Annotated in this window: 11 protein-coding genes; 7 read left to right on the forward strand and 4 right to left on the reverse strand. The window is 71.1% G+C overall.

Features of this window, described 5'->3' with window-relative positions:
- Positions 1-96 precede the first annotated feature (96 nt).
- Positions 97-1,593, forward strand: coding sequence for a lysyl oxidase family protein (locus C8E87_RS39535; protein WP_239080052.1), 1,497 nt, complete (start codon positions 97-99; stop codon positions 1,591-1,593).
- A 4-nt stretch (positions 1,594-1,597) separates the two neighbouring features.
- Here the strand turns inward: C8E87_RS39535 and C8E87_RS39540 are convergent, their stop codons facing one another.
- Together C8E87_RS39540 and C8E87_RS39545 are read right to left on the reverse strand one after the other, a co-directional pair.
- Positions 1,598-2,812 (reverse strand): acyltransferase family protein, encoded by a 1,215-nt coding sequence (locus C8E87_RS39540; protein ID WP_133878461.1) that lies wholly within the window; start codon positions 2,810-2,812, stop codon positions 1,598-1,600.
- A 132-nt stretch (positions 2,813-2,944) separates the two neighbouring features.
- Positions 2,945-3,436, reverse strand: coding sequence for a nucleoside deaminase (locus C8E87_RS39545; RefSeq protein ID WP_133878462.1), 492 nt, complete (start codon positions 3,434-3,436; stop codon positions 2,945-2,947).
- A gap of 137 nt (positions 3,437-3,573) precedes the next feature.
- On the opposite strand from C8E87_RS39545, the gene C8E87_RS39550 reads away from it, so the two are divergent.
- Positions 3,574-4,692, forward strand: a complete 1,119-nt coding sequence (locus C8E87_RS39550; RefSeq protein ID WP_166661433.1) for a phospholipase D-like domain-containing protein — start codon at positions 3,574-3,576, stop codon at positions 4,690-4,692.
- On the opposite strand, the gene C8E87_RS39555 is transcribed toward C8E87_RS39550, so the two are convergent.
- Complete coding sequence (locus C8E87_RS39555; protein ID WP_133878464.1) at positions 4,643-5,332, reverse strand: response regulator; 690 nt, start codon at positions 5,330-5,332, stop codon at positions 4,643-4,645. The two genes, C8E87_RS39550 and C8E87_RS39555, sit on opposite strands and share 50 nt — an antisense overlap.
- Positions 5,329-6,558: a sensor histidine kinase gene (locus C8E87_RS39560; protein ID WP_239080051.1), complete on the reverse strand. Its 1,230-nt coding sequence runs from the start codon at positions 6,556-6,558 to the stop codon at positions 5,329-5,331. Before C8E87_RS39560 ends, C8E87_RS39555 begins: the two co-directional genes overlap by 4 nt.
- Before the next feature lie 142 nt (positions 6,559-6,700).
- Here C8E87_RS39560 and C8E87_RS39565 point away from each other — a divergent pair, with 142 nt between their 5' ends.
- The 5 genes from C8E87_RS39565 to C8E87_RS39585 all read left to right on the forward strand — a co-directional run bounded on the left by C8E87_RS39565 (position 6,701) and on the right by C8E87_RS39585 (position 12,446).
- Entirely contained in the window at positions 6,701-7,690 is a 990-nt protein-coding gene (locus C8E87_RS39565) for a carboxymuconolactone decarboxylase family protein (protein ID WP_133878466.1), read from the forward strand.
- Between the two features lie 10 nt (positions 7,691-7,700).
- Positions 7,701-8,141 (forward strand): DUF6220 domain-containing protein, encoded by a 441-nt coding sequence (locus tag C8E87_RS39570; RefSeq protein ID WP_133878467.1) that lies wholly within the window; start codon positions 7,701-7,703, stop codon positions 8,139-8,141.
- Entirely contained in the window at positions 8,138-10,039 is a 1,902-nt protein-coding gene (locus C8E87_RS39575) for a multicopper oxidase family protein (protein ID WP_133878468.1), read from the forward strand. Before C8E87_RS39570 ends, C8E87_RS39575 begins: the two co-directional genes overlap by 4 nt.
- A 133-nt stretch (positions 10,040-10,172) precedes the next feature.
- Entirely contained in the window at positions 10,173-10,436 is a 264-nt protein-coding gene (locus tag C8E87_RS39580; RefSeq protein ID WP_133878469.1) for a hypothetical protein, read from the forward strand.
- Positions 10,437-10,499: 63 nt separating this feature from the next.
- Positions 10,500-12,446, forward strand: coding sequence for an acyl-CoA dehydrogenase family protein (locus C8E87_RS39585; RefSeq protein WP_133878470.1), 1,947 nt, complete (start codon positions 10,500-10,502; stop codon positions 12,444-12,446).
- The last annotated feature ends 63 nt before the right edge of the window (positions 12,447-12,509 follow it).

The following is a 12,509-nucleotide window of genomic DNA, read 5'->3' on the forward strand; positions in this document are numbered from 1 at the left end:
TGATTCGACCACCTTCGCGCGGCGGTTCACAGGGGACTCACAGACGACCGGATGAGATGGGCAGGCGTCCATTCGTAGCGCTCTGGGGGGTTTGTTGTGGGACGGGTACGCAGATGGGGACTCGCCGCCGTCGCGGGGGTCATGCCGGCGGCGCTGGCGTTCACCGGAATTCAGGTCGCCGACGCGGCCACCAGCAAGGCAGTCGCCGGCGACGGCGTCAAGCTGGTCTCGGCCGGCAAGAACATCAAGGCCGAACGGTACGAGTACGGCGCCGGCTGGACGGTCGACCTCGACCTCGGCCTGAACGTCGTCGCCGGGCAGGAGCCGATCGAGATCAGGGCCACCCGCAAGACGTACGCGAGTCCGGTCGTGGCCGAGTTGATCACGAAGAAGGGCAAGGTCACGCTGCCCAGGGTGCTCGCCCCCGACCTGTACACGCTCAAGCAGTTCACCACGGTGACGATCAAGAACACGAAGGGCGCCGTGGTCAAGCGCTACTGGACGAACTTCTGCCCCAACGCGTACGACTCGGTGCGCACCCGCCCCGACGCGCCGGCGCAGACGCCGTACCCGACAGGTTGCCCGTCCGGGAACCCGTTCACGCTCGGCACGGTGTGGGGCGTGCAGGCGGGGTGGAGCGCCAAGACGAGCGACATACCCACCCACGGCAAGCCGTTCGACCTGCCGCCCGGGAAGTACTCGGTCGGCGTCACCATCAATCCTCCGTACCAGAAGCTCTTGAATCTGCCCGCCAAGGACGCGACCGTCGCGCTGAACCTGACCGTGGTCAAGGAGTCCGCGCGGGCGGAAGCGCGCACCAATGCGCATCAGCATCACGGTCAGCAGGTGTCCGAGACCCACGCCGAGTACCGCGTGCCGGCTCAGCGGCCGGCCATCCGTAAGGCGGCGCCGGGACCCCGGCCCGACCTGCGCTCGCTGCCCGCCTGGGGCATCTCGATCGGCAAGGGCGCCAAGAACAAGTGGTACGTCAACTTCGGCGCGACGGTGTGGAACGCCGGTGACTCGCCGCTGCTGGTCGACGGGTTCCGCCGCAGCGGGCAGGACCTGATGGACGCGTACCAGTACTTCTTCGACGCCCAGGGCAACCAGGTCGGCGCCGTGCAGGCCGGGACGATGGAGTGGGATCCGCGCGCCGGGCACAACCACTGGCACTTCACCGACTTCGCGCAGTACAACCTGCTCAAGTCCGACCAGAAACAGGTCGCGCGCAGCGGCAAGGAGGCGTTCTGCCTGGCCAACACCGACCAGGTCGACTACACGATCCCGCTGGCGAAGTGGCGGCCGTACAACACCGACCTCGAGACGTCGTGCGGCGAGAAGAACTCGGTGGGGGTGCGTGAGGTGCTCGACATCGGCAACGGCGACACCTACACCCAGGACCGGCCGGGACAGTCGTTCGACGTCACGTCGCTACCCAACGGCACCTACTACATCCAGGTGAAGGCGAACCCGGTCGGCAAGCTGAGCGAGAAGAGCACGGCGAACAACACGTCCGTACGCAAGATCGTGCTCGGCGGCACGGCGAAGAAGCGAACCCTCGCCGTACCGCCGGTCAACGGCATCAAGGGCTGAGCGGTCAGCCGGTCCGCGGTGGCTGTTCGTGCCGGTAGTTGTCGACACGGGCGGTCCCGCGGGCCGACGCCGAGCCGTAGACCGTGCCCCCGGCCGTACGGGGGGACGCGGCTGGTGGGCCGGCGACCACTGCCGCGGGAGCGGCGAGCCGGGGCCACAGCGAGGCCTTGCGTTTGGCCGACACGTCCTCGACCCAGCCGAACACGAGCACCGCCCCGAGCACCATGACCGTCTCGAGCAAGAGCATCCAGACGACGTACTGGAAGGTCGCCCACGGCACCTGGTAGTGCTCCAGCACGGCCGCACCGACGGTGATCAGCGGGAAGTGCCACAGGTAGATCGTGATCGCGCGGGCGTTGATGACCCGCACCGACTCCGACAGCCACCTGACCTTGTCGAGCGCGGCCATCGTCGGACGGAACCGCAGCACGATCAGGACAAAGGCGAGAGACCACAGCGTACGGGCGATGGGCTCCTCGTTGAGGTCGAAGCCCCACGCCGTCGGGTGGGTGAACAGCCAGTACAGCCCGTAGCCGCCGATCGTCGCGGTGATCGCCGCCCAGACCACGACGGGCAGCCGGTGCAGGCGCCCGTCGCGGTGCGCGAAGCCGGCCATCCAGCACGCCGCGTAGGTGACGAAGTCCCACATGATGCCGTCGACCGGGTCGGGCAGGCGGAAACCGGTCAGGTGCAGCGCGGCCAGGGCGACCAGGGGCAGCGCGACGACGACCCAGCCGAGCTTCTTGTACGCGAGGTACAGGATCGGCGAGACCAGGACGAAGATCAGGTACGCCCGGAGGTACCAGAGGACCTCCCAGAACGGCTCGCCCCACGAGCTGCCCGGCGGGTCCTCGAGCGGGAACAGCCAGAACACCAGGTTGAGCTTGTGCAGCGGGTGGTCCGGATCGCTCGCCGACCAGCCGTGCCAGAACATGATCGGCAGCGCCACGGCGGCGAAGGTCCACAGCGCCGGCAGCAGGCGGCGGATGCGCGACCAGACGGCCTTGCGCGCGCCGCCCTTCGCGAGCGACGCGGCCATCAGCGAGCCGGCGATGGCGAACATGACGCCCATCGCGGGCAGCACATAGGTGAGCCAGGCCCAGCCGAAGGCGTGGTAGACGACCACGCGGACGATCGCGAGCGCGCGCAGCGAGTCGATGTAGCGGTTCCGCGACTTGGCCGGGGCGGTGACGGCCGCGGTGACGGGACTTGCAGACATGGATGGGGCCTCCGCCAACGGTCGCACTCTGAGAAAGCCCCTAAGACGATCATGCAGGGGAGGCGCACGTAAACCACCAGTTGCGCCCGGTCGGCCGCCCGTACGGTCAGCCCGGTCCAGCCGTCCGGGGACCTATTTCCAGAAGTCTCTATGCACGTCGGCGGCGCTGGGGAGCGCGGCCGGGCCGTCGATCACCATGGGGCGCCCACCCCGCGCGAACACTTCCCGCGACGAGAGCCGCAGCGGGGGCACGACGTCCTCCCCGTCGACCATGGCGCCGAGCTCGTCGGCGGCGAACGCGAACACCAAACGGCCTATCCCTGACCAGTAGATCGCGCCCGCGCACATGGCGCAGGGTTCGGTGCTCGTGTAAAGCGTGCTTTCCCCCAGAACGGTCATCTCCCAGTCGCCGGCCGCCCGTACGAGGTTGGTCTCGGCGTGCCCGGTCGGGTCGGACCGGGTGACGGTCGAGTTCATCGCCTCGGCCACATTCCCGGCGGGGCCGACGAGCAGCGCGCCGAACGGCTGGTCGCCGCGTTTCCGCGCGTCCCAGGCGAGCGCCACGGCCCTTTCCAGGTACGTCTCGTCGGCCGCGGTGATTCCCCTGGACGTCACGATTGCCATCCGACTCCCCCATCGACGCGTGCCCTCCCCCAGCCTGGTGGACAGGCGGCTTGGGGGGCATCGGCCCACCGGTCGAGATGGGTGAACTCGTCGCTCAGGCGACACCGCGGCGGCCCATGAGCGCCCACACTGACCGCATGGGTGTGGACCTGGGCAGTGTGGAACTCTTTGCGGGGCCGTCCGTGCTCGGCGGGCCCGACGACCTCGACGCGGTGATCAGGGATTTCATCGCGGGCGCCACCGACACGTTGCTGATCGCGGTGCAGGAGATCGATTCGCGGGCGATCGCGGAGGCTGTCCTGGCGGCCAAGGCGCGCAAGGTGAGCGTGCAGGTGATCCTCGAGGGCGATTACCTGGTCGAGGATCCGCCGCTCGCCGACCCGTGGAGCCCGCTCGGCGACAACGAGCACAACCGGGTGATCCACTCGGCGCTGCTGCGTGGCGGCGTCGACCTGGTCACCGACCTCAACCCGAAAATCTTCCACCAGAAGTTCATCGTCCGGGACCCGGGCGCCCCGACTGCGGCGGTCCTGACCGGGTCGACGAACTTCACGCTCACCGACACCGGCAAGAACACCACCGGCGGCCGTTCCGGCGGCAACAACCTCAACCATGTGCTGATCCTGCGCGGTCAGACGGCGACCGGGCTGTACGTGCGGGAGTTCGAGCGGCTGCGCAGCGGCACGTTCGGTGAGCTGCGGGAGCGCCGTGAGCCGCGCCCACGCGAGTTCCGGCTCGGCGGCATCCGGGTCAAGCCCGTCTTCGCGCCGCACCAGGGTCCCGAGATGGAAATCATGAAACAGATGCTGAAGGCGCAGCATCGTGTCGACTTCGCGATGTTCACCTTCGCCCAGTCCTCGGGCATCGACGACACCATGTTCTGGCTGCTCAAGGCCGGCATTCCCGTACGCGGGGTGCTGGATCGCGGTCAGGGCAGCCAGGCCTGGGCGGCCACGATCCCGCTGCGGGACAGGGGCGCCCAGCTGCACGAGAACGCGCCCGGCAACGGGGTGCGCAAAGTGCACCACAAGCTCATGGTGATCGACGAGCAGCTGGTGATCGTGGGCAGTTTCAACTACACCGCGCCCGCCGCGACCCTCAACGACGAGAACATCGTGGTGCTGGGCGACCTGGAGGAGACCGACCCGAACGCGATCGCCGCGCAGCGCCGGCTGGCCGCGTTCGTCCTCGACGAGATCAACCGCATCATCGCGAAGCTGTCCCGCCCGGTCGCCGCTGCCGCCGGGGAGCGATGAGCCCCGACTCGTACGCCCAGACGACGAGCTGGGCGCGGTCGCGGCAGTGCAGCTTGGTCATGGCCCGGTTGATGTGGGTCTTCGCCGTCAACGGGCTGATCACCATCCGCGCCGCGATCTCGTCGTTGGTCAGCCCGCGGGCCACCAGCTCGACGATCTCCTGCTCGCGGCCGGTCAGCACGTCGCGCCCGGCCGACGGGTCGGGCGGGGGCGGCCCGGTGACGAACTCGCTGATCAGCGTGCGGGTGACCGTCGGCGCGAGCAGCGCGTCGCCCCGGGCCACCACGCCGACCGCCTGCAGCAGGTCGCCGGGGTCGGCGTCCTTGAGCAGGAACCCGCTGGCCCCGGCCCGTAGCGCGGCGAAGACATACTCGTCGAGCCCGTAGTTGGTGAGGATCAGCACCCGGACGCCTGCCAGCCCGGGCTCCGCGGCGATGCGGCGGGTCGCCTCGATGCCGTCCAGCCCCGGCATCTGCACATCCATGAGCACCACGTCGGGCCGGAGCACGCGGCACTGCCGCACGGCCTCAGCACCGTCGGCGGCCTCGCCGACCACGTCGAGATCGTCCTCGGCCTCGAGCAACGCCCGGAACCCGGCCCGCATGAGCGCCTGATCGTCGACCAGCAGAACCCGGATCAACCCGCCCCATCCCCGGCCGAGCCGCCACCGGCCCGTGCCCCCGCCGCCGCATCGCCGGGTGTTCCGGCCCCACCGACCCGCACACCATCCGCAGCCGGCCGTGGGCTGTTCAGCGGGAACGTTGCCCGTACGGCGAAGCCTCCGCCGTCGCGGGGAGCGGCCCGCAACTCGCCGCCGAGGCCGAGGACCCTCTCACGCATGCCGCGCAGGCCCACGCCAGGAGGCGCGGGATGATCGGGTGACGCCAACCCGTCGTCGGTGATCGAGATCGCCAGCTGGGCCGGCGTGTGCTCGATGGCGATCTCGGCGCTGGCAGGCCCGGCGTGGCGGGCGATGTTGGTCAGGGCTTCCTGAACCACGCGGTAGCCCGCGCGATCGACGTCCGCGGGCAGCTCGGGTGCATCGCCCGAGACGCTGACGCGTACGGGGAAACCGGCCGCCCTCGTCCGCTCAGCCAGCGCCTCCACATGAGCGAGCCCGACGCCCTGGGTGTCGGACGGTCCGCGCAGCACATCGAGGGTGTCGCGCAGCTCACGCATCGCCGCGCCGCCGGCCTCCTGGATCGCCAGCAGCGCCGCCGGCGGCTCCTCGCCCCGCTTGCGTGCCAGGTGAACGGCTATCCCCGCCTGCACCTTGATCACCGAGATGCTGTGGGTCAGCGAATCGTGCAGGTCACGCGCGATCCGCAGCCGTTCCTCGCCCGCGCGGCGCAACGCCATCTCTTCCCGGGTGCGCTCGGCCTCGACAGCCCGCTGTTCGACCTGCTCGAGATAGGCCCGGCGCTGACGGCCGACGACCCCGGCCACGTTGGCCGCCACGAACCACCCGAGCAGCAGCGACGTGCGTTCGACGAGTTGCTGCGCGGCCTGCCCCTCGGGAGCCACGGCGATGTCGCGCGTGAGGAAAACACCGAGGAACACCACGCTTGCCAGGGCGGCCGGCAGCCGGTGACCGCGCCAGGCCGTGAGATAGACCAGGCCGATCACCGGGAAGGCGGCCGTCACCCCGGCGTGCACCCGCAGGTGCAGCGCCAGCATCGCGACCGTCACGAGGGCGAGCGCCGTCACCGGATAGCGCGGGCTGACGGCCACCGCGGCGGCCATGACGACGACCAGGAACACACCGACGACGCCGAGCGGCCCGGCGTCGGACGCGATCAGGGCATTGACCAGCAGCAGCGTTCCGAGAAGGAGGCCGCCGCCGAGGTAACGCAGGTCGAGTCGCACCTTGGCACTGTAGGACTGCGGCCCATCGACGGGCATCCCCTCAGCGCGGTAGTTCTGGCGTACTGCGGACGCAGTAGTCGTCGTCATCGGTTGCCTGCGCCGGCCGGACGTTTCCGCGCCCCCGCCGCCCGAGCATCGGGGCATGACATACCGTTTCTTCACCCCGCCCAAGCCCGCCGGCCTGGCCGCGCGGGTCAACGACCAGCTCCGCGAGGACTTCCTCGGCCCGCTGCCGGCGTTCCAGGCGCTCTCCCCCGCCGCCGACGTAATGGCCGCGACCTGGTCGTTGATGCGCGAATCGCTGCTCGCGGACGCCGAGCCGCCGGCCGACCGGGCCGAGCGCGAACTGGTGGCGGCCGTCGTCTCGCGGGCCAACCGCTGCCGGTTCTGTCTGGACGCTCATGTCACCCTGCTGCACGGCCTCGGCGAGCACGACCTGGCCGAACGAGTCGCCCGGGGCGACCCGCTGCCCGGTGCGCGGCACGCGGAGCTCGCGCGGTGGGCCACGGCCGGCCGCACACCTCGCAAGAGCGCCTGGACCAGCCCGTACGGTCCGCATCTGACCGGCACGGCGCTGACGTTCCACTTCCTCAACCGGATGGTGTCCGCGCTGCTCGCCCCGGATCTGCTCCCGGGCGGGCTGCAACGGCTCCCGGCCGTGCGCTCCGTCGGCGGACGGCTCGTCGCTCGCAGCGCCCGCAGACCCAAGGAGCCGGGCCGCAGCCTCAACCTGCTGCCCGCCGCGACCTCACCCCCGCCCGCCTGGTCAGGACGAACACCGGTGGGCACGGCGTACGCGGCCCTGTTCGACACTGCCGGGCGAGGCGGGTCCCTGCTGGGCGACGCGGCGCGCGAAACCGTCGTCGCCACCGTTCGCTGGGAGGACGGACGGCATCCCGGCCGTCCCGCCGAATGGGCCACCGACCTGGTTCGCGGCCTGCCCGCCACCGACCGCGTCGGCGCCCGGATCGCGCTGCTGGCCGCGTTCGCCCCGTACGCGATCAGTGCGGGTGACGTGGGTCTGTGGCAGCTCTCGCACCCCGCCGAGGCGGACCTGGTGCGGCTGGTCGCCTTCGGCGCGATCACCGCCACCGACCACGTCGCCCGGGCGCTCGACCCGGCTCACCGTTAGGAGCGCCGCCATGCGCAAAGCGTTCGTCATCAGCAGCACAGCCTTGCTGTTCGTCTTCGCCTTCCAGTTCGTCTTCGCCGCGGTGGGCGCGTTCACCCGGCCCCAGAGCGATTCCTCGTACGCCCTGCACAGCCTCACCGGCATGGCGATCATCCCGGCCCTGACGGTGCTGACCACGGTGTTCGCGTTGCTGGCGAGGGCTCCCGGACGCCTGATCGGGCTGACCGTCCTGCCGCTCGGCCTGACGATCCTGCAGGCGTTGCTGGCCGTGCTGGCCGACGCGTTCGCCGGCGCGTCGGGCGGGAGCACCACCATCAGCCTGGTCGTCGGCGGCCTGCACGCGGTGAACGGCATCGTCGCCGTGCACTTCGTGGTCGCCGCCGTGCGCGGGGCGCGGGAACTCGATCGTCCCCGCGCGTCCGTTCCGGCGGATTCCGTGGAGGTCGCATGACAACCGGATCCCTGCTCGTCGTCGACCTCCTCATCGCGGTTCTGGTGGCCGCGGCGTGGCTGGGCGCCGGGGCCACGGCGGCGGCCGGGCGGGTGCGGGCCGCGCTCGGACTGACCGGTCTTGCTCTGGTCGCCACGGCCGTCCGCGCGCTCACGATCGGCGGGCTGGCGCGGGCCGGGTGGTGGTTCGCCGCGGAGAAGGTCGTGGTCGCCGCGCCTCTGCTGCTCGCCGGGACGGTCGTCGCCGTGATCGCGTTGCTTCGCGACCGCGCCCCCGTGTCCGGAACCGGTCACGCCGTTGATCCTTCGGGGCGGCGGCTCGCCCCGGTCGCGTTGCTGTTCGCTGGATACACCTCGGCCGCGTCGCTGCTGGTGAGCCTCCTGCACGGCTACCCGGTGTCCGGCGGCGTGGCCCTGTTCGCGGTCGCGGGTGTGGCAGCGGCGACCGCCGTCACCTGGCGGACCCTGGGGACGCGGCCCTCACCCGTCATGTCCAGGGCGGCCGTAGTCGTGGCGGTCGGAGCGCTTGTCGCCGGAACGGCACTGGCCACGGCAGGCGGGGCGACCTCCACCACGCAGCATCAGCACAACCCGGCGACCGAAGCCGGGGCGGCTGCCGCAAGCTATCAGCACGAGCCGTTGCCCCCGGCCGGAAAAGCCGCCTCCGGCCCTCACCGCAAGCCGTTGACCGAGACCGGGAAGGCCGGCTCCAGCGCCCGCCACGAGCCGGTGTCCGGGGCCGACGTGAACGGGCCCACCAGGCGGTTCACCCTCACCGCCGGGACCGCCCGGATCGAGGCCGGCGGTGCGGAGGTCGACGCGTGGGCGTTCAACGGTCAGGTGCCCGGGCCGGAGATCGCGGCCACCGTCGGCGACCTGATCGAGGTGACGCTGCGCAACCGCGACATCGACCGCGGCGTGACGCTGCACTGGCACGGCTATGACGTGCCGAACGACCAGGACGGCGTGCCGGGCGTGACGCAGGACGCGGTGCTGCCCGGGCGGGAGTTCGTCTACCGCTTCCGCGCGGACCAGGCGGGCACGTACTGGTACCACACCCACTCGGTCTCGGACGTGGGCGTGCGGATGGGCCTGTACGGGGTGCTCGTCGTCCGTCCGCGGCCGGCCGGCGGCGTCGAGGTGACGGTGCCGGTGCACACGCTGGCGGGCCACCTGCTGCCCGCGCCGGCCGTTGCCACGGCAGCGCCCGGCACCCCCGTACGGCTGCGCCTGATCAACACCGACGACACCACCCACCGGTACGCCGTCACCGGCGCGCCCTTCCACGTGGCGGCCATCGACGGCGTGGATCTGCGAGGCCCCTCACCGCTGTCCGAACGGGCGCTCCTGATTCCGGCCGGCGGCCGTTACGACGTCGTGACGACGGCGCCCGCCGCGCTCTCCGTCGACGGTCGTGAGGTCTGGTCGACCGGTACGCCGTCCGCCGGGACCGCGGACTGGCCGGTGTTCGATCCGCTCGCCTACGGCACAACGGCGAACCGTCCGTGGTCCCGTTTCGACCGCTCGTTCACCTTGGTGCTCGACCGTGGGCTGGACCTGCGCGGGCTGCTGCCCCGCTATGCGCACACGGTCAACGGCGCGGCCGCACCGGACATCCCCGCGCAGACCGTACGGGACGGCGACGTCGTCAAGTTCACGATCGTCAACCGCTCGCTGGTCGCGCACCCGTGGCACCTGCACGGCCATCACGTGCTCGTGCTGGCGCGCGACGGCCGGCCCGCCACCGGAAGCCCGCTGTGGCTGGACTCGTTCGACGTCCGCCCCGGCGAGGTGTGGGAGGTGGCGTTCGAGGCGGACAACCCGGGCGTCTGGGCCAACCACTGTCACAACCTGCCGCACGCCGACGCCGGCATGATGCTGCACCTCGCCTACGAGTGACGGCGGAATGACTGCGGGCTAACCACGCGGCCGCGCAGCAGAAAATGTCGTACCCCGGGGCTAACTTGGCGATGAGTCCTCAACGGGCCGCCGGTCTTACTACGGAGAGTGCCAGACGAAGGAGTTGGGTCCGATGACCGCCACCACATCGATGTTGACAGCCGCTCGCGCCGAAGCGCTGTTCACGAGCCATCTGCCCACCGGGAGCAAGCCGTCCCCCGTCGCCGTCGAGCAGGCGATCCGTCACGCGGTGCGCACGCGCGGCGGTGTCCGAGGGTGCGCGGCCGACGTCGCCGGGGAGTACGGCGATCATCCCGAGTGCGCCGCTCCCCGCATGCGCTGGGCGCGCCAGGTCGTCGAGGATCTGTACGGGTCACGCTGGGCGCTCGCCGCTTGAGGCTTGGCCCGCCGCCCGCTGGGGTAAAGTTGCTACTCACCGGTAACAAGGGCGGAGGGCGACATGCTCAGCGAACGACTCCAGGATGTTCTCGACGGCAGGTGGGCGCACGTCCGCAAGGCCGCGCGCACCGGTCTGGCCGGCGACAAGTTCGCCACCGTGCACGGCGAGAGGATCGACGAGGCGCGCGAACGCGTCACGCGGCTGCTGCGTGAGCTGCCCGCCGACCCGGGCGTCACCGCGGGCTTCCCGATCGAGTACGGCGGCCAGTCCGACCCCGGCGCGTCGGTCGTGGCGGCCGAGATGCTCGCGCAGGTCGACCTGTCGCTGATGGTGAAGGCCGGGGTGCAGTGGGGCCTGTTCGGCGGGGCCGTCGTCGCGCTGGGCACGAAGTACCACCACGACCGTTACCTGCGGGACATCATCTCGGCCGACCTGCTGGGCTGTTTCGCGATGACCGAGACCGGTCACGGCTCCGACGTGCAGCAACTGCGCACCACCTGCGAGTACGACCCCGGGACGCAGACGTTCGACCTGCACACCCCGCACGAGGCGGCCCGCAAGGACTACATCGGCAACGCCGCCCGCGACGGACGCATGGCAGTCGTGTTCGCCCAGCTCATCACCGGCGGCAAGCGCTACGGCGTGCACGCCTGGCTGGTGCCGGTCCGCGACGAGGACGGCCGGCCGATGCCCGGGGTGACGATCGGCGACGACGGGCACAAGGCCGGGCTGCTCGGCGTCGACAACGGGCGGCTCTCCTTCGACCACGTGACGGTCCCGCGCGAGATGCTGCTCGACCGCTACGGCCAGGTCGCGCCGGACGGGTCGTACACCAGCTCGATCGACAACGACGTCCGCCGCTTCTTCACGATGCTCGGCACCCTCGTCCGGGGCCGCGTGGTGGTCGGCGGCTCGGCCGCGAACGCCGCCAAGAGCGCGCTGACCATCGCCGTACGCTACGGCGAGTCCCGCCGGCAGTTCGGCGCGCCGGGCGAGCAACGCGAGATCGCCCTCAACGACTACCTGGCCCACCAGCGCATCCTCACCGTCAACCTGGCCCACGCGTACGCGCTGCATTTCGCGCAGGACGAGCTGGTCAACGCGCTGCACGAGGTGCAGACCGCCGACGGCCCGGTCGACGAGCACCGGCAGCGTGAGCTGGAGTCGCGGGCCGCCGGGCTCAAGGCGGCGCAGACCTGGCACACCACCCGTACGATCCAGGCCGCGCGGGAGGCGTGCGGCGGCGCGGGTTATCTGGCCGAGAACAGGCTGCCCGGGCTCAAGGCGGACACCGACGTGTTCACGACCTTCGAGGGCGACAACACGGTTCTGCTCCAGCTCGTCGCGAAGGGTCTGCTCACCGGGTATCGCGACGCGTTCGGCTCGCTCGACGGCTGGGGGCGGGCCACGTTCGCCGCCGATCAGGTGCGGTCGATGGTCCTCGAACGCACGGCCGCCCGGGGTTTGATCCAAAGGCTGATCGACGCGGTGCCGGGGCGGGACGAAGAGGTCGCCCTGACCGACCGCGGCTGGCACCTGGCGCTGTTCGAGGACCGCGAGAAGCACCTGCTCGAGGGGGCGGTGCGGCGGTTGCGCAACGGGGCCGCGCAGAAGAAGGACCGGCAGTTCGACATCTTCAACGACGTGCAGGACCACGTGCTCGAGACGGCTCGGGCGCACATCGACAGGGTGGTGCTGGAGGCTTTCGTGGCCGGCATCGACCGCACGGCCGACGAAGAGGTCAAGGCGCTGCTGTCCAAGGTCTGCGACCTGTACGCGCTGAGCACCGTCGAGGCGGACAAGGGCTGGTATCTGGAGCACCAACGGCTGACCCCGGCCCGCTCCAAGGCGGTCACCGGCATGGTCAACGACCTGCTCCGGCAGTTGCGGCCGCACATGGCGACGCTGGTCGACGCGTTCGCCGTGCCCGACGAGTGGCTCAACGCGGCGATCCTGCGCGAGGAGCCCCACCGCCAGGACGTGATGGCCGCCCACGACGCCCAGTGACCCCCTCCGGGGCGGCGCGGTGACTCCGGGGGGCGCGGCCTCGATACCCGCGCCACCCCCGGA

Origin of the sequence: Paractinoplanes brasiliensis, from assembly GCF_004362215.1 — a bacterium.
In the GTDB taxonomy this organism is placed as follows: domain Bacteria; phylum Actinomycetota; class Actinomycetes; order Mycobacteriales; family Micromonosporaceae; genus Actinoplanes; species Actinoplanes brasiliensis.

What these genes read in the sequence shown, in the direction of transcription:
- C8E87_RS39545 (WP_133878462.1), bottom strand. Translation starts at nt 3,436, where the DNA reads ATGGCAATCGTGACGTCCAGGGGAATCACCGCGGCCGACGAGACGTAC.
- C8E87_RS39570 (WP_133878467.1), top strand. Translation starts at nt 7,701, where the DNA reads ATGCGCAAAGCGTTCGTCATCAGCAGCACAGCCTTGCTGTTCGTCTTC.
- C8E87_RS39540 (WP_133878461.1), bottom strand. Translation starts at nt 2,812, where the DNA reads ATGTCTGCAAGTCCCGTCACCGCGGCCGTCACCGCCCCGGCCAAGTCG.
- C8E87_RS39585 (WP_133878470.1), top strand. Translation starts at nt 10,500, where the DNA reads ATGCTCAGCGAACGACTCCAGGATGTTCTCGACGGCAGGTGGGCGCAC.
- C8E87_RS39580 (WP_133878469.1), top strand. Translation starts at nt 10,173, where the DNA reads ATGACCGCCACCACATCGATGTTGACAGCCGCTCGCGCCGAAGCGCTG.
- C8E87_RS39565 (WP_133878466.1), top strand. Translation starts at nt 6,701, where the DNA reads ATGACATACCGTTTCTTCACCCCGCCCAAGCCCGCCGGCCTGGCCGCG.
- C8E87_RS39550 (WP_166661433.1), top strand. Translation starts at nt 3,574, where the DNA reads ATGGGTGTGGACCTGGGCAGTGTGGAACTCTTTGCGGGGCCGTCCGTG.
- C8E87_RS39575 (WP_133878468.1), top strand. Translation starts at nt 8,138, where the DNA reads ATGACAACCGGATCCCTGCTCGTCGTCGACCTCCTCATCGCGGTTCTG.